General features: G+C 72.1%; 12 protein-coding genes and 1 pseudogene. 1 reads left to right on the top strand and 12 read right to left on the bottom strand.

Going from position 1 to position 16,572, the window contains the following annotated elements; all coding sequences use genetic code 11:
* Nucleotides 1–23: 23 nt before the first annotated feature.
* Nucleotides 24–1,073 carry a DUF2804 domain-containing protein gene (locus ABZ434_RS33220; RefSeq protein WP_359144826.1) on the bottom strand — a complete coding sequence of 350 codons (1,050 nt, stop codon included), beginning with the start codon at nt 1,071–1,073 and terminating at the stop codon, nt 24–26.
* 77 nt (nt 1,074–1,150) lie between these two features.
* A complete protein-coding gene (locus ABZ434_RS33215; protein ID WP_359144823.1) occupies nt 1,151–1,555 on the bottom strand; it encodes a globin in 405 nt (134 codons plus the stop codon).
* 207 nt (nt 1,556–1,762) lie between these two features.
* Here ABZ434_RS33215 and ABZ434_RS33210 point away from each other — a divergent pair, with 207 nt between their 5' ends.
* Nucleotides 1,763–2,905, top strand: a complete 1,143-nt coding sequence (locus tag ABZ434_RS33210; RefSeq protein WP_359144820.1) for an FAD-dependent oxidoreductase — start codon at nt 1,763–1,765, stop codon at nt 2,903–2,905.
* On the opposite strand, the gene ABZ434_RS33205 is transcribed toward ABZ434_RS33210, so the two are convergent.
* From ABZ434_RS33205 to ABZ434_RS33160, 10 genes and pseudogenes are all read right to left on the bottom strand, one after another.
* Nucleotides 2,906–3,358, bottom strand: coding sequence for a MarR family winged helix-turn-helix transcriptional regulator (locus ABZ434_RS33205; protein WP_359144879.1), 453 nt, complete (start codon nt 3,356–3,358; stop codon nt 2,906–2,908).
* Nucleotides 3,359–3,647: 289 nt separating this feature from the next.
* Complete coding sequence (locus ABZ434_RS33200; protein ID WP_359144817.1) at nt 3,648–5,021, bottom strand: FHA domain-containing protein; 1,374 nt, start codon at nt 5,019–5,021, stop codon at nt 3,648–3,650.
* Nucleotides 5,022–5,127: 106 nt separating this feature from the next.
* Nucleotides 5,128–6,480, bottom strand: a complete 1,353-nt coding sequence (locus ABZ434_RS33195; protein ID WP_359144814.1) for a VWA domain-containing protein — start codon at nt 6,478–6,480, stop codon at nt 5,128–5,130.
* 100 nt (nt 6,481–6,580) lie between these two features.
* Nucleotides 6,581–7,894 carry a protein phosphatase 2C domain-containing protein gene (locus ABZ434_RS33190; RefSeq protein ID WP_359144811.1) on the bottom strand — a complete coding sequence of 438 codons (1,314 nt, stop codon included), beginning with the start codon at nt 7,892–7,894 and terminating at the stop codon, nt 6,581–6,583.
* Nucleotides 7,891–10,677, bottom strand: a complete 2,787-nt coding sequence (locus ABZ434_RS33185; RefSeq protein ID WP_359144808.1) for a tetratricopeptide repeat protein — start codon at nt 10,675–10,677, stop codon at nt 7,891–7,893. Before ABZ434_RS33185 ends, ABZ434_RS33190 begins: the two co-directional genes overlap by 4 nt.
* 94 nt (nt 10,678–10,771) lie before the next feature.
* Entirely contained in the window at nt 10,772–12,106 is a 1,335-nt protein-coding gene (locus tag ABZ434_RS33180; RefSeq protein ID WP_359144806.1) for a hypothetical protein, read from the bottom strand.
* Nucleotides 12,107–12,213: 107 nt separating this feature from the next.
* A complete protein-coding gene (locus ABZ434_RS33175; RefSeq protein WP_359144876.1) occupies nt 12,214–13,188 on the bottom strand; it encodes a glutamate ABC transporter substrate-binding protein in 975 nt (324 codons plus the stop codon).
* A gap of 89 nt (nt 13,189–13,277) precedes the next feature.
* Nucleotides 13,278–14,615 (bottom strand): hypothetical protein, encoded by a 1,338-nt coding sequence (locus tag ABZ434_RS33170; RefSeq protein ID WP_359144803.1) that lies wholly within the window; start codon nt 14,613–14,615, stop codon nt 13,278–13,280.
* 413 nt (nt 14,616–15,028) lie between these two features.
* Complete coding sequence (locus ABZ434_RS33165; protein ID WP_359144800.1) at nt 15,029–16,003, bottom strand: BadF/BadG/BcrA/BcrD ATPase family protein; 975 nt, start codon at nt 16,001–16,003, stop codon at nt 15,029–15,031.
* Nucleotides 15,994–16,572 (bottom strand): annotated as a pseudogene (locus ABZ434_RS33160) (6-phospho-beta-glucosidase); the annotation flags it as partial. The pseudogene ABZ434_RS33160 and the gene ABZ434_RS33165, both read right to left, overlap by 10 nt.

Below are 16,572 nucleotides of genomic sequence, written 5' to 3'. Positions count from 1 at the left end.
GGCTGGACCGTCAAGAAGGCGCGTCACCAGCGCATGTGGACGTCCTCGGCCCAGCCCAGCAGGCTCTCCACGGCGATCTCGGTGCCGTCGTCGGTGCGGACGCGCCCGTCGTAGTAGCCGAAGCACTGGTCGGTGCGGTTGTCGATCAGGCCGGTCTCCGTGCGCGTCGACCGGTTGTGGAACGGGGTGAACGTCAGGTCCACCTGGTCGGATGACGGTGTACGGATGGTCCAGGGCGCGAGCAGGTCGGCCGTGGACCACTGCCAGTCCAGTTCCTCGCCGATCTTGGTGAGGCGGCCGTCCACACAGAGCCCGTTCTCGGTGGAGCCGGTGCCTGCCGTCCAGCGCCCGCCGAACTGCAGACCCACCGTGTGTCCGCCGGTGCGTCCTGACGCGGCGCCCCAGTTCCAGTCGACCGTGCGCGGCCAGCGGCCGCGGCCGTGGTCCAGGACGGCCCAGGTGTCGTCCCCGTCGAACGCCAGGTACTCGCTGCCGATCCTCACCCTGCCCGACGCGGGAAGGGCGGTGTGCTTGGAGGTGTACTGGAAGCGGCGCTCGCTCCGCGGCACGACGACGGAGAGCGACTCGTGCTCCGGAGGCCGGGCGACCAGGAGGTCGACCTCCAGAGGAAGCCTGTCCTCGGTCAGGCAGCGGGCCCGCAGCCGGGTGCCGGCGTTCTCGTCGCGGATCTCGACGCGCACCTTGCCCCTGGACGGCCGCTCGGGGCCCACCACCACGTCCTTCGAGCCGGGGGCGCCGGCGACGCTCTCGGGGAGCTCGACACCGAAGCCGCCGGGGACGATGGCGCTGCGCTCCGACTCCAGGCCGCCCGGTGCGTATTCGAGCAGGTAGACGGTGTTCAGGGCGAGGAAGTCGAGATCGCTGACCGTCAGCGCCACCAGGTGCGTGGGCGTCGTCACGCACCAGTACTCCCAGCGCTTCGTCCGGCCCCAGCCGCGCAGATTGGCGCGGTGCAGAGGCGCCCGGGACCAGCCGACCGCGGCCGGATTCAGACTGCCGTCGGGCAGACAGAGGTCGACCGGCTCGGTGAGCTCGCGCTCGGACGTCGTCATGCGCGGATCCTATAGGGGGCCCGGCCGACCGGTGGGGCCCCGGCCGAGTACCGGATTCCGCCCATTCCGATCGCGCCTCAGCCCTCGGTGTTCACCATCGAGGCCGCCGCGTACGTGAGGTAGTCCCACAGTTGGCGCTCGTGCTCCGGGGCCAGCCCGAGCTCGTCCAGGGCCACCCGCATGTGGCTCAGCCAGGCGTCGTGCGCGGCGCGGTCCACCCGGAACGGTGCGTGCCTCATGCGCAGCCGGGGGTGCCCGCGCTCGTCGCTGTAGGTGCGGGGACCACCCCAGTACTGCATCAGGAAGAGCGCGAAGCGCTCCTCGGCCGGACCCAGGTCCTCCTCCGGGTACATCGGCCGCAGCAGCGGGTCACCGGCCACGCCCTGGTAGAAGCGGTGGACCAGGCGCCGGAAGGTGTCCTCGCCGCCGACCAGCTCGTAGAAGGTCAGCTCCTGCAGCGTGTCGTGCGGATTCTCAGTCACCCGTCCATGGTCGCAGACGCGCGGGCCGGGCACGGGGGCCCCGGGGCATGGATCGCGCGAACCGTTCCCGCTGCGGACCGGTGGCTGAAATGCGCAGAACCCTCTCGCCAAAGTTCGCTGCACGAACTATTGTCGTTCGTGTCACGAACGATTAATGAGTTCATGGGGAGTGGGGAAATGATGAACGAAATCGGACAGGGTGAAAACGTGAATCGTTCGGTGCTGGTCATCGGCGGGGGGTACGGCGGTGCCGCGGTCGCGAAGGCGCTGGACGAGGTGGCCGACGTCGTCCTCGTCGATCCCAAGGACGCGTTCGTGCATGCGGCGGGATCACTCCGCGCGCTGGTCCGGCCGGACTGGGCGGACAACATCTTCTTCCCCTACGACACCCTCCTGCGGCGCGGCTCCGTCCGCCGTGAGCGTGTCACCGCAGTGGATCCGGGCGGTGCCACGCTGGCCTCCGGGGAGCGGGTGGAGGCCGCGTACCTGATTCTCGCCACCGGCTCGGACTACCCGTTCCCGGCCAAGACTGATACCGACCTCTCCGGCGAGGCGCTGCAGCGCATCCGCGAGGCGCACGCCGAACTCGCCACCGCCGAGCGGGTCCTGATCGCGGGGGCCGGCCCGGTCGGGCTGGAGCTGTCCGGCGAGATCAAGGCGGTCTGGCCGGACAAGCACGTGATCGTCACCGATCCTGCCGGTCAGCTGGTGCCGGGCTTCCTGCCGGAGTTCCGCGCGGAGCTGCACCGCCAGCTGGACGCGCTCGGTGTGGAGCTGCGCCTGGGTGTCGCCCTGGCCGAGCAGCCACCGGCCGAACCGGGCCGGGCCAAGCCCTTCACCGTGGCCATCACCGGCGGTGACGAGATCTCCGCCGACATCTGGTTCCGCTGCTACGGAGGGCGCACCAACGGCGACTACCTCGCCGACGGCCGGGTCGCCGTACGCACCCCGCAGGGGCGGGTCCGGGTCACCGAGGCGCTCAACGTCGAGGGCCACGACCACATCTACGCACTCGGAGACATCACGGACGTGGCCGAGGCCAAAATGGCCGGCCACGCGATGAAGCACGCGGAAGTGGTCGCGGAGAACGTCCTCGCCCGGATGCGCGGTGAGCGGCCCACGGCCACGTACCGGCCGTCGCCCGTTCCTTCGGCCCTCCTCCCGCTCGGCCCCGGCGGCGGGGTGGGGCAGGTGCCGTCACCCGACGGGCCCGTCATCCTGCCCGCGGCGGCGGTCAGCGAGTACAAGGGCATGGACCTGTTCACCGGCCGGTTCGCCGAGCTGTTCGGGGTGACGCGGAGGGAAGGGCATGCGGCGGGGGTCGGCGGGAGCGGGCCGGAGCAGGGCTGATCAGGGAGCGGGCGGGGTGCTCTCGTCCGACTCCATGAAGACCACGGGCACCTTGTTGCTCAGCACCAGCCGGCCGAGCAGCGTCGCGAGCTGCTCGCGATCGGCCTCGTCGAGGCCGGTCGACAGGGCGTCGACCCGTCGGCACGTCTCGGCGTAGAACGCGTCGCCCAGTGCGTCGCCCGTCGGCGTCAGGGCGACACGGACCGCGCGGCCGTCCTCGGGATCGGGCTCGCGGCGCACCAGACCGCGCTGCACGCTGCGGTCCACCAGGCCGGTGAGGCTGGACTTCGCCAGCCCCAGCATCGCGCCGAGCTCGCGCATCCCGTAGGGCTGCACCATCAGCACGCACAACAGCTGGCCCTGCTGCGCGGTGATGCCGTGCGCGCGGCCGGAATCGGCATACACGGCATTCACCAGGAACGAGGAGCGCACCAATGCGGTGACGACCCCCATTTGTCCGTGCTCGGCCTCTCGCATTCCATCAGAATACGGCAGGCAGGGGCGGTGGGGCCTCGCCGGAGAGCTGACGTTCGTGGTGCGAACTATGCGCTGCCCCATGGCAGCGGCAAGTGACTGCTGCGCAGCGGCCCGCGAGGGCGGGAACGGCCGACGGGGACGACGCACCGGCCGGTGAGAACAGCGCAACGGCCGGTGAGGGCTGCGCCATTGCCGACGGGGGCAGCGCAACGGCCGGTGAGGGGGCGGTCACCCCCTCACCGGCCGTTCGCAAGCGTCCGAGGGGTCAGTCCCGACGGATCGTGATGGTCGTCCACGCCCCGACGTGCACCTGGTCGCCGTCCTGGAGCGGTACGGGGACGTAGGGCTGGATCGGGTCCTCGGCGCCGTTGAGCGTGGTGCCGTTCGTCGAGTTCTGGTCGACCACGGCCCAGCTGCTGTCCGGCTGCTGCACCAGCACCGCGTGCTGGTGCGAGACGCCCGGGTCCTCCGGGGGCACGGAGAGGTCGATGTCCGGGGACTCGCCCGTGCTGTGCCGGCGGCGGCCGATGGTGATCTGGGTGCCGGTGAGCGGCAGCTGCTGCTCCGGTGAGTACGCCGGGAGGTTGAGTCCGGTGGCCTCGGGGCCGCTGCGCTGCATCATCGCCAGGAAGTACTCACGGTCGGGCGCGATGACCGCGGTCCAGTTCATGGACAGCGGAGCCTGACCCTGCCCGGGGCCCTGACCCTGCCCGGGGCCCTGACCCTGGCCAGGTCCCTGGTTCTGCCCGGGGCCCTGGTTCTGTCCCGGGTACGGCGGCTGCTGCATCGGCGTCTGCGGGCCGTGGGCCTGCGAGGGCGGGGACAGCAGCCAGTCGTCACCGCCCGTCTGCGGCTGCGGCGGGGCCGGCGGGCCGGGCTGCTCGAAGACCGGGGGAGCCGTCTGCTGGAAGGCGGGCGGCGCGCTCTGCTGCTGGAACGGCGGCGGCGGACCCTGCGGTGCGTTCTGCTGCTGGAACGGAGGCGGGGGCGAGCCCTGCGGCGAATTCTGCTGCTGGGCATGCTGCTGGCCCTGCGGGAAGCCCTGCGGGCCGCCCTGCTGTCCCTGCTGCTGGAACGGCGGCGGGGGCGGCGGGCCCTGCTGTCCCTGGTGCCCCTGCTGGCCTTGCGGCTGGAACGGGTGAGGAGGCTGCGAACCCGGTCCCGACGGGCCGGGCCGCCCCGGGCCGGAGGAGAGCGGCTCGGCCGAGCGGTTCACCTGCGAGGGGCGCGAGCTCTGGTACTCGAACGGATCGCGGGGCTCGCGCGGCTGCGGCGGCCCGGGCGGCTGCTGGGCCTGGAAGCCCGGCGGCAGATTGAGTCCGGGGACCGGACCGGCCGGCGCGCCGTGCTGCGGAGCCAGCGGTGTGTACGACGTGGCGGTGTTCGTGAGGAAGTTCCAGCGGCACTCCTCGCAGAACGGCGCCATGGCCTCCCGCGGGGTGCGGCACTGGGGGCAGAGCTCGGCGTGCTGGGTCGCATCGGGGCCGGAGCCCTGCGGATATCCGTAGCCGGGCGCGGGTGGCGGGGGAGGCGGTGGGGGAACGGCGCCCGCGGGCGCGCCCGCCCCGGCCATGCGGTGGCCGCAGACCTCGCACCAGTCCTCGGAACCCGACTGGTGTCCGTTCGGGCAGGTCGGCATGTCGGCGCTTCCCCCTCTCCTCGTCCGGCCCGTGGGCCGTCATTTCTCTTGCGTCGCCGCCCGGCGGACCATGCCGGTCGGGCGGCTCATCAGTGCCTGTATGTGGTTACTTCTTGACGCGAACTGTCTTCGTGGAGCGCGTTTCGAGTGTCATCTCGTCCGCTTCCGCGACCTTCGCCTTCAGTCGCACAGTACCGGTCGCCGCGTCGACGACGTCTACCACCTTCGAAAGCAGTTTCGCAGTGTCCTCGTTCCCGGACGCCGACGCCAACTGCACAGCGCGGCCGAGTTTGGCCGTGGCGCCGTCGAAGTCTCCCGACTTGCGTGCATCGAGACCCTGCTGGATGACTTGTGCCAGTTCCGCCTGACCCGTGTAGTGCGCGACCTGCGGATTGATCGAGGTCGACGCCACCATGTCGTCCGTCCACACCGCGCGTACCAGCCCCTGCGAGAGCGTCCGGGGCACCCCGCCGGCCGGGTCGGGAAGGATCAGTGAGACGCGGGCAGCCAGCATCTCCTGCCCGATCCCGGCCTCCGGTACCTGCACGCACACGTGGTAGTCGCGGGACTCGTCGCCCCAGGAACCGGTGGGGTAGTCGCCCGCCCGCGGCCCGGCCTCGGTGCGACGGTCGGTCAGCTCGGCCACCGTGGGCGCGACCTGCTTCACGAACTTGATCTCCACGCCGACGGGGGTCCAGAGCCGCAGGGCCACGTCCGCGACCTCCTTGCCCATCGCGTTCTCCATCATCTGCGTGAAGTCCGCGGCCAGCCCCGAGGGGTCGGCGACGATGTCGGCCGTGCCGAGCAGCGCCGAGGCGATCGCTGTGACCTCTTTCACTTCCCAGTCGGTGCCCACACCGCGGGCATCACATGTGAACCGGCCCGCGCACGCGTCGAGCGCGGCCCGCAGGTCCTCCGGGGCCTCGTGCTCGTTGCGCCCGTCCGTCAGCAGGATTCCGTGCCGGATCTCCACGTCCGCCGCGCCGAGCAGCCGGTCGGCCAGCCGCAGCCAGGTCCCGATCGCCGTACCGCCGCCCGCGCTGAGCCGGCGCAGAGCCTCCTTCGCCTGAGCCTTGGTCTGCGCATCGGCGACGGCGAGCCGCCCGTTGCCCGGGTAGACCTCCCTGGCGACGTGCGTACCGCCCACCACGGCGAAGGAGGTGCCGTCGCGCAGGGTGTCGATGGCCGCCGCCGTCGCGTCGCGGGCGTTGCGCATCTTCGTCGGCGGATAGTCCATCGAACCCGAGCAGTCCACCATGATCACCACCGCCGCGTCGGCGGCCCCGCCCGGCAGGCGGGAGGACGTCGCACCCGTCAGCGGAACGCCGCCGGTGGTACCGCCCCCGGTCGAGGTGACCGTGATGATGCCGTTGACCTCACGGCCGCCCTCGGGCAGATATTCGTTCTGATACACCTCGACGGAGAACTGCGGCACGTTCGACTTGGAGAAGTTGGCCATCTGATCGGCTCCTTGAGGCTCCACATGTCAGATGAAGACAGATGTGCGGACAACGGCATCGGAGGTGCAGGGGCGGACGGAACGGGACCCACCCGCTGGTTCAGGCGGATCCTGCCCCTTGCGGTGGTACGGCGAACGGCACCAGGGCCACTGTTACGTTGTCGTGGCCCCCACCGTCGAGCGCATGGCCCACCAGTACCTGGGCGCCGTGCAACGGCCGTTCGTACGCGTCCTCCGGCACCGCGGCGGCCATTTCGGCCGCGGACTCCGCGTAGTTCCACAGGCCGTCCGTGCAGACCACGACGATGCCCGGCCGGTCCGGTTTGAACGACGCGGTGTGCGGCTCCAGTTCGTAGGCGTCCGCGCCGAGCCAGCCCGTGATGGCGTGGGCGCGCTCGTCGGCGTACGCCTCCGCCTCGTTCATCAGGCCGGCCGCGACCATCTGGGCCGCCCACGAGTCGTCCTCGGTGAGGCGGGCCGGCGGTGTGGTGCGGTCCTCCGGCACCCAGTACACGCGGCTGTCGCCCACCCAGCCGACGACCAGCAGACCGCTTGCCATGATCGCGCCGACCAGGGTGCAGGCCGGAGCGTTCTGGTGGCGGTGCGGATCGTGCTCCTGAGCCTGACCGGGGTCCTGCGCCAGCCGGTTGACGGACTCGGCGGCGGCGACGATCGCCTCGTGCATCGCCTGCTGCGGATGCGTGCCGCGCGGCAGCGACTCCAGCAGCGTCTCGTTGGCGGCGTACGCGGCAGCGGCCGAGGCCTCGTCGGGCCGGCTGGCCGACGACACCCCGTCGCAGACGATCGCGACGACGGCCGGCGAGCCGTCCGGCAACGCGGTGGTCGATACGGCGAACGAGTCCTCGTTGCGGTGATGGCGAAGCCCGCGGTCGCTCACCGCGGCGACCGACCCGAGCTCCTGCTCCATGTGGTCGCGCTCGCGGGGCTGGGCGTGGCCGCAGTTCTCGCAGTAGCCGTCGTTGTCGACCCGGCCGGCCCTGCAGGCCACACACACCTTGGCCCCGGCCGACGGCGCCAGAGCCGGGTCGGGGGAGGTGCGGGGGTCGGGCGCCGCACCCGCGGCCGCGGGTGCGGCCAGCTCGAAGTCGCCCGACGCGGCGGGTCCGTCGAGCCGGGTCGCCGGTGGTGCCGAGCGCTCCGCATCCGGCGCGGAGCCGGGCACCTGCCCGGGGGCGGGCTCGGCCACCCCCGGCGCCGGCCCGAAGCCGGCACCCGGCGCGGGCTCCCCGGCAGGGGTGGCGATGGCGATCGTCGGGCGGTCCTGCGGCGGCTCGGGCACGGCCGACAGGTCGTACCCGCACGCGCCGCAGAACAGGTCCCCCGGCTCCAGCGGCTCCTCGCAGCCGGGACACCTCGACAAGGCAGTCTCCTGTGGCTTCTGCGACATGTTCACACCCACGTTCGGGGGCGGAAACGGTTGGCCCGCTCCACCAGTTCGATCCTCTCGTCACCGGGCTCCGCCAGCCGGGCGAGCATCCGGTACGACCGTTCCAGCCCGAAACGCAGGCCGCGCTCGTCCAACTCGCTGCCGAGCAGCGTCCTCGGTCCCTGCGCCCCGCCGTACGGAACCGACTGCGGGTCCGAAGGCCGAGCCGTGGGACTACCGGAGAGTACCCAGTCGAGCGCCGTCCCCAGCACCTCGGTCGACAACTGCTCGCGCCGCACCGCGTCCAGCCCCAGCCCCGCCAGCCCCGAGACCTGTGCCGACGCAGCCACCAGATCGGTGATCAGCGGGTCGTCCGGCGCCCGTTCCCGCAGACGCGCCCGCACCGCGGCCACCCGGGCCGCCGTGAAGTGGATCGAGGCCTCCGGCACCGACTCCAGCGACTTCACCGCGCCCACCCGGTCCCCGGCCGCGAGCTGCACCCGGGCCAGGCCGAACGCCGCGCTCACGAAGCTCGGGTCGGTCATCCACACCAGCCGGTAGTACTCGGCGGCGTTGTCCAGCTGGCCCAGGACCTCCGCGCAGATGCCGAGGGCCAGCTTCGGCGCGGGCTCCCCGGGAAACGCGTCGTAGACCGCGTCGAAGGACAGCGCCGCGTTCTCCTTGTCGCCGGACACCAGGGACGTGAGCCCGCGGTACCAGACCACCCGCCAGTCGTCCGGGTGCTTCGCCTCCAGCGCGGTCAGGGTCTGCGTCGCGCCGCCGAGGTCGTTCATCTCCAGGGCGGCCCGCAGCTCCCGCAGCCGGGTCTCCAGCGAGGCGGCCGGTACGGACTGGAGTGCGGCGATCAGTTCGGCGGGTGCCGATGCCATCACCCCGGCGAGGAAACCCGCGTTGGGGTCGCTCGCGTCGACCCGGGGCACCGGCAGCGCGAGCGAGGTCCCGCGCACATCGAGCCCGGCCAGCCGGGGCCCGTTCGCGGGGTACGGCCCCGGCGCGGCAGCCGGATTCGCGAGCGGGACTCGGGGGGCGGGAATGACCGCCTGGGGCTGCGCGTACGGGAGCGGGGCGTTGTTCCCACCGCCGGCCGGGGCACTGCCACGGATGTGCGTGGTGGTGGACGGCAGCGGTCCGGCTCCCGGGGCGAATCCGGCGGGGGGCCCGGCGGGCAGGGCACCCGGAACACCACCGGGCGGCGCCACCGGCGCAGGAGGGGACACGGGCGGCGCCCCAGGCGCTCTGCCCTCCCTTCGCCGCCCGAAGAGCCCGGCCCGGCCGGGCTCCGGCGATCTGGCCCCCAGACGCGAGACGTCACCCGTCCTGATCGTGAAGAGCTCCGTGTCGGTCACCCGCAGCTCCGCACCGAACAGCGTCGACAGCGCCGGACGCGGGCGCCCCGTCTGCAGCGACACCACCTCGCGCAGCACGCCCGTCAGCTGTTCCGCCATCTCGGCGGCGGAGGCGAACCGTCGTGCCGGATCGGGGTCGGTGGCCCGCACCAGCAGCCGGTAGAACGACTCGTAGGTACGGAACACCTCGATGTTGTCCGGGTCCGGCAGGGAGTCCACGAAGACGTTCGTGTACCCCTGGAAGTCGAAGGTCAGCACCGCGAGCGTCCGCGCGACCGTGTACAGGTCGGAGGCCACCGAAGGGCCCGCCTCCGCCACCTCCGGCGCCTGGTACCCCACCGTGCCGTAGATGGCCGACTCCTCGTCGTCCATCCTGCGCACCGCGCCCATGTCGATCAGCTTCAGCTGGTCCTCGGTCTGGATCGCGTTGTCGACCTTGAAGTCGCAGTAGAGCAGGTTGCGGCTGTGCAGATGACCGAGCGCCTCCAGCGCCTCGATGCCGAACGCGCACGCCTGCTCGACCGGCAGCGGATCCCGCTTCCCCGCCGGGGTGCGGCGCTCGTTGGCGATCTCCTTGAGCGCCTTGCCACCGACGTACTCCATGACGATGTAGCCGTCGAGCGAACCGGTCCGCTGGTCGAGGTGCTCGACGAAGTTGTAGATGCGGACGATGTTGGAGTGCTCGATCTCGGCGAGGAACCGGCGCTCCGAGATGGCCGCCGCCATGGCGTCCTGGTCACCCGTGTCGAGCAGGCCCTTGAGCACCACCCACCGGTCCGAGACCGCCCGGTCCACCGCGAGGTAGACCCAGCCGAGCCCGCCGTGCGCCAGACAACCCGCGACCTCGTACTGGCCATGGACGATGTCACCCCCCTGGAGCTTGGGCACGAAGGAGTACGGGTGACCGCACTTGGTGCAGAACCCCTCGGTACGCCCCGGCCGCTCACCCCGGGCCCGGCCCACCGGCGCCCCGCAGTCCGAACGCGAGCAGAACCGCTTGCGCTCCGGCACCTCCGGGTTCTCCATCACCGCGGTGCGCGGATCGGGCCGCGGCACATCCGGTACGAGCACCAGCCCGGCGCCCAGCCGGCTGCGCCCCGAGGTGCCGGTCGACCTGGCCGAGGAACGCACCGAGACCGAACGTGACGTGGAACTCCCGGACAGCGCGCGGGAGAGCCGCCCCGACACCGACCGCCGCGAGGTCGACGAGCGCGAGGAGGACCGCGAGGAGGCCCTCGACGACGCCTGCGAACTGCTGCGGGCCGAGGAGCTGTTGCTGCCCCTGCTGCCCCGCCCGCCGCCCGCGATGCCGGTGGGCGGAGAGCTCACCATCCCGTTCGGGGAAACGACCGGCGCCAGACCGCAGGTGTCGCAGTACAGCTCACCGCCGCCCATGTCCTCGTAACTGCCCTCGCACGCGGGGCGCTGGCACTGCGTACTCATGGTCTTTCCCCCTGTTCGCCCCGCCGCCGCGGCGGCCACGATGCTCCGTCACTACCCGTCATACACGCCCTGTGTCCCAGGAACCCGGGATGTCTCATGGGTTCCCCCGCCGGTCCTCGGGGCCGGACGGCCCGCGCCCGGCCAGCATGTCCAGCGCCGCGTCCTGATAGCGCTGCACCGTCAGCGCGGCGACCCGCAGATCGCACGGGGCGCTCCACAGCATCCGGCGCGCGGCGTCGTACCGCTCGATGAGGAGCGGATCCTCCGCCAGGCCGTGCCGGGCCACCTTCGCCTTGTACGCGTCGAGCCGGCCCCGCAACTCCGCCCGGACGGCCAGCGGCGCCGTGACCGCCGTCAGCTGCTCCCGGGCCCGCAGCAACTCCTCGTCGGCCTGCCGCTCCAGGGCCTCCAGCAGCGGTGAGAGCCGGTGCCACTGGGCATGCCTGCGGTATTCCGACGCGGCGGCCAGCCGCTCCTGGAGCGCTGTCGGCGGGCCGTTGACCGCGGGCACCTCGGACGCGGCGATCTTCGCCAGCACCTCCCCGCGCGCCGCCCTCGCCTCGGCCAGGGTGCGGTCGGCCCGGGACAGGACATCGCGCAGCTGGACGAGGCGCTGCTCGGCGTCCTGCCGGACCGCGAGCACGGCCTCGACCTCGCGCCGCACGTCGTCCAGTGCTCGTGCCGCCCGGTCGTAGCGCGTCGTGTCCGGGCGTCCGCCGCCCGGCGCCGAACTGCCGGGCCCCGGCAGCCAGAACGCCAGCGGGTCCGAGATCACCTGCACGCGCAGCGTGGCCAGCTCCTGGACGATCGACTCCAGGTCGTCGCCCGCCGGGTGCTCCCCGGGCCGTACGCCGACCGAGTGCGCCAGCGAGTGGGTGCGGCGCAGCTCGGCGGCGAGCAGATCTATCCGGGCAGGCATCGCCGACCACACGGAGTCGGAGGCGACGACCATGTCGAGGGAGCGCGCGTACAGCTCGTTCATCCGCTGGACCAGTTCCTCGAGCGTGAAGCGCTCCGAGAGGCGGGCCGGGCCGGTGATCGACGGATCGTGGCCGACGGCGCCGTGCGCCACCGTGACGCCCTGGTCGCGCAGCAGCTCGGTGAGCGCGACCAGGTCCTCCCGGTTGGGCTGACGGCGCCGGGCCCGTACCTCGCGCGCCCGGTTCAGAGCGCCCGCGTACGCGTCGAAATAGGTCCACAACAGCGTGATCGACTGCTCGGTGGCGCTCCAGCGCTCCTTGGTGACACCGGTGAGGTCGGCGCCCTCGAGAAGCCGCCGCCCGGCATGGTCCTGCAGGGCGAGGAGTGAGGACTCGATCGCCTCGTGCTCCGCACCGAGCCGGGCCAGCGCACGGTCGGCCTCGTCCCGGTCCATGACCGGGCCGGGAGGCCGGGCCGCGTAGCTGGGGAAGGGGCCCGCGACGCCCATCGATCACCTCTCCGCTCTTCCTGCCGGGCGGGGGCCCGGCAGGATCAGTGCTGCCAACCCGCCGTCCGGGCGCCCGCTCCGATCCGGCCTGATGCAAACGAAACGCCCTAGTTGTCCCGGTACTTGGGTGCCGGTGGCGCCGTTATCCCGGGCAGGCCGTCCTCCAGCCAGGCGTGGTACGAATCCATCCAGGGGCTGTTGCCGCCGCCCGCGCGGTAGTCGACCAGCACCTTGTTGACGCGCGACACCAGGTCGTCCGCGCCCTTCTTCGTGGCCACGCCGTAGTACTCGGTGGTGAAGGGGTCTCCCTTGAGCTCCACGGCAGGGTCCTGGGCGGCCTGGCCGGCCGCCAGGGCGTTGTCCGTGACGATCGCGTCGACCTCGCCCATCTGGAGCCGCACCAGGCAGTCCAGCTGGTTGGGGACGGTGAGCCTGTCCTCGTCGGCCGCGCTGCCGTCGTGCTCGTCCTTGAACACGGAGCCGAACGACTCCTTCTCCAGCGCCTCGTACGCGGTGGAGCCCTCCGCGGTGCAGACCCGCTTGCCGGCGAGCGAGGAGTTGAAGCCGGTGATCGCCGCATCCGCCTTCGGCGCGAGGACCTGCTGTCCGGCCTGGAAGTAGGCCGTGGAGAACGACACCTGGTCCAGCCGGGAGCAGTTGATCGTCATCGTCCGGACGACGACGTCGACCTTGTCGTTCTCCAGCGCGGCGATGCGCTGGTTGGTGGGGATCGCCCGGAAGATCACCTTGTCCGGGCTGCCGAGGATGTCCTTGGCGATGGCCCGCACCAGGTCGATGTCGAAGCCTTCGAGGTTTCCGGACTCCGGATTGCGGAACCCCCACTGGAAGCTGTTCTGGTCGACGCCGGCGATCAGCTTGCCGCGCTTCTTGATCCGCTCGAGCGCGTCCCCCTCCGGCTTTCCGGGCAGCAGGCTGGCCTCGGGGTCCTTGCAGTCGTCGGCGCGTGTCTGGACGGCGTGGGCCGTGCCGGGCCCCGTCCCCTCCGCGTCGAAGGCCGTCCTGCCGCTGTGCGAGAGCGGCAGCAGGGTCAGCGATGCGGTCACCGCACAGGCCGCGGCCATGGCGGTCACCCCGCCCCAGCCGCGCAGCCGGACCCCGCGGATCGTCCCGGGGCCCGTCCTCGGGTCCTTCGCTGTCATCGCTCCCCCTGTCACCGGAACTCCGAGAGCCTGCGGTTGATCCCGACGATCGCCGCCACCGCGCCCAGCACCGCGAGGGCCGCGGCGCCGATCGGCAGCCCGCCCAGGGCTCCGCGCCCGTCCTCGGCGGCCCGGGTGAATTCGCTCTGTTCGTGGGCGAGTGCCTTCCTCAGCGCCTCGTCCACCCGGCTGAAGGACTCACCCGTCGAGTTCTCCGACCCGATGATCTGCTCCAGTGCGGTGTCGTAGTCGCCGCCGTCGTCGGTCCTGCGGGCGGTCCGGTGGCGGCCCTGCCACTCGGTGACAGCCGAGATGGCGTCCGCCACGGGCTTGCCGCCCTCGGTGTCGCCGGTCTTCTCGGCGAGCTTCGCGGCCCTGCTCAGCTCCTCGCCCAGCGCCTTCATGCCCGTGCCGTAGTCGGTCTCGTACTTGTCCTTCTTGCCGTCCGCGGTGAGCACCGCGCCGCGGGCGACCACCGTGAGGTTCTCGCTGGAGCGCGCCTTGAGCGAGTCGATGCGGGCCCGGTTGAGCACGTCCAGCGACTGCTGTCCGTGGGTGTCGGCCTCGGCCAGGTCGGACCGGGCGACCGTGTGCCCCACCGCCAGCCAGAGCAGCACCACGGTCGCCGCCGCCGTCGCCGCGAGCAGTCCGTGGTTGAACACCCGGTTGGTCCTGCGGTAGTTGCGCCGCTGGGCCCAGAACAGGACGGCCAACGCGATGACGCCGATACCCAGGGAGAAGAACGGCCACGTCCGGGCGGAGCGGTGGTCCCGGTCGAGCCGGTCCGTCTCCGCCGTGTACAGCCGCTCGGCGGCCGGCAGCAGCACATTCGCCATCTTCTGGTTCGCGTACCGGAGATAGGCGCCGCCCAGCGGAAGGCCCTGCCGGTTGTTGGCCCGGGCGCGTTCGATCAGGCCGGTGTAGCGCGGCAGTTCCTTGTTGAGCGTGCTGATCTCCTGGCCGGACTCCGTCGACGCGTCCGTGTTGGCCGCGGCCTTCACCAGCAGACGGGAGGCGTCGTCGATGTCCTTCACGTACTGATCGTGCACCGCGCGCGGTTCCTGCGGCCCGGCCAGGAAGCCGCTCGCGGCCGCCGCGTCCGCATCGGCCAGCGAACGGTAGATGCCTGCCGCGTCCGCGCTGAGCGGCTGACTGTGCTCCACCACGTCGTTCGCCGCAGCCGCGCGGTCGCTGATCTCGAACGCCGTCACCGCCCCGAACGCCACGACGAGCAGCGCCAGCACGGCCCCGATGATCTGGAGCCGGCCCGGCTCGGTGGTCGCCGCGGCACGCAGCCGCGCCGTCACGACCGCCCGCACGCTGTGCGGCGGCGGTGCGGGCACGGCCACCGGTGCAGGCTGCTGCTCCGGCGCGTGGTGCGGCGCCGGGCGTACATTCGGCGGGTATGTCACTTGACCTCCCCCTCGGTCACTGACGGTGGCCCGCCCCCCGGCCGATCGGGGGACTGGTACCCGGCCAGAAGTATGGCCGCAGGGACCGGCATCCACATCGCGAACGCACGGATCCTGCACCGGTCCATGAAGCAGCCGACCGTGATCAGCCGCAGGCACACAGCATTCGATCAAGGTCGACGCCGCCGATCAAGGCGATCGGCGGAGCAATCCCCGAAGCGGACCGATATCCCCATTCATGAACACGTCCGGGGCAACTGATCGGTTCCCGTACGCAGAAGACGCCCCGTGACCCGAAGGTTACGGGACGCCTCCGACACCCCCGGTACGGCCGTCGGCCCGGTCGCCCGTCAGACGTACTGTGCCCGCAGCCTGGCGTGCACCTCCGGCGCCGCGCCCGTGTGGTCCAGGCCCAGCAGACCGGCGCCCAGCACGGGGGACTCCTCCACCACCCGCACCACGGCCTTGGGGGCGCGCACGGCGAGGAGTTCGCCGATCCGCCCGTCCAACTGCGGGTGACGGGCGGCCAGCACGCTGCCGCCCAGGACGACCGGCACCGCCTCGTCGAGCAGGCCGAGCCGGGACAGCGCAACCGAGGACAGCGCCACGACCTCCTCGGCCAGCCGGTCCACCAGCCCACGCGCCACCGTGTCCCCGTCCGCCGCCGTGGCGAACAGCACCGGTGACAGTTCATGGCGCCGCTCCGACGCGATCCGGCCCAGATGGAGCGCCTCGATCAGCGCGTACATCGAGCCGAGACCGAAGTGGGCAGGCAGCGCACGGGCCAGCTCGGTCGGTTCACCCCGTCCGTCCTCGGCGCGCGAGGCGAACCACATGGCCTCCTCGGAGAGACCCGAACCGCCGCCCCAGTCGCCGGAGATGCGCCCGATCGCGGGGAAGCGCGCGGTCCGCCCGTCCGGCACCATGCCGACGCAGTTGATCCCCGCACCGCACACGACAGCCACGCCACGCGGCTCGTCGGCCCCGGCCCGCAGGATCGCGAAGGTGTCGTTGCGCACCTCCACCGTGCGACCCCAGCCACGGGCGTACAGGGCGTCGGTCAACTGCTTCTCCTCGACCGGCAGATCGGCGTTGGCGAGGCAGGCGGACACATGAGCGATGCTCCCCGCGTCCGCACCGGCCGCGTCCAGCGCCCGTTCCACTGCCGAGCCGAGCACGTCCACGGCCGTGCCGATACCGACCACCGGCGGCTGGAAGCCGCCGCCCCGGGCCGTGGACAGCACGGTGCCGTCCTCACCGATGAGTGCCACATCGGTCTTGCTGTTCCCCGCGTCGATCGCGAGGACCGAACCGTTCACGCCCACGCGAGGTGCTCCCGGTTGTGCGCGACCAGCTTGTCGGTGAGTGCTTCGGCGTACTCGAACTGGCCGATCAGGGGGTGCGCGAGCAGCGCCTTGAACACCCGGTCGCGGCCGCCGCGCAGCGCGGCGTCCAGGGCCAGGTCCTCGTACGCCGTCACGTTGGCGATCAGACCGGCGTACAGCGGGTCCAGTTCCGGCACGGCGAGCGGGGTCGCGCCCGTCCTGTCGACCTTGGCCTGTACCTCGATCACCGCGTCGTCCGGCAGGAAGGGCAGTGTCCCCTTGTTGTACGTGTTGACCACCTGGTGCGTGGATCCGGCGCCGCCGAGCAGCGAGGCCGCGAGGTCGACGGCCGCCTCGGAGTAGAAGGCGCCGCCGCGCTTGGCGAGCAGGGCGGGCTTCTCGTCCAGAGCCGGGTCGCCGTACATGGCGAGGAGTTCCTTCTCCATCTCGGCGACCTGGGCCGCCCGGGAGGGCTTGGTGCCGAGCTCCCGCACGACCTCGTCGTGCGCGTAGAAGTACCGCAGGTAGTACGAGGGGACGACTCCGAGCCGGTCCACGACCGCCCGCGG

It is taken from the genome of Streptomyces sp. NPDC005761 (genome assembly GCF_040630635.1).
Lineage (GTDB): Bacteria > Actinomycetota > Actinomycetes > Streptomycetales > Streptomycetaceae > Streptomyces.
This window is presented reverse-complemented; position numbering and strand designations above follow the sequence as displayed.

What these genes read in the sequence shown, in the direction of transcription:
- ABZ434_RS33220 (WP_359144826.1), bottom strand. Translation starts at nt 1,073, where the DNA reads ATGACGACGTCCGAGCGCGAGCTCACCGAGCCGGTCGACCTCTGTCTG.
- ABZ434_RS33205 (WP_359144879.1), bottom strand. Translation starts at nt 3,358, where the DNA reads ATGGGGGTCGTCACCGCATTGGTGCGCTCCTCGTTCCTGGTGAATGCC.
- ABZ434_RS33200 (WP_359144817.1), bottom strand. Translation starts at nt 5,021, where the DNA reads ATGCCGACCTGCCCGAACGGACACCAGTCGGGTTCCGAGGACTGGTGC.
- ABZ434_RS33195 (WP_359144814.1), bottom strand. Translation starts at nt 6,480, where the DNA reads ATGGCCAACTTCTCCAAGTCGAACGTGCCGCAGTTCTCCGTCGAGGTG.
- ABZ434_RS33185 (WP_359144808.1), bottom strand. Translation starts at nt 10,677, where the DNA reads ATGAGTACGCAGTGCCAGCGCCCCGCGTGCGAGGGCAGTTACGAGGAC.
- ABZ434_RS33180 (WP_359144806.1), bottom strand. Translation starts at nt 12,106, where the DNA reads ATGGGCGTCGCGGGCCCCTTCCCCAGCTACGCGGCCCGGCCTCCCGGC.
- ABZ434_RS33175 (WP_359144876.1), bottom strand. Translation starts at nt 13,188, where the DNA reads ATGGCCGCGGCCTGTGCGGTGACCGCATCGCTGACCCTGCTGCCGCTC.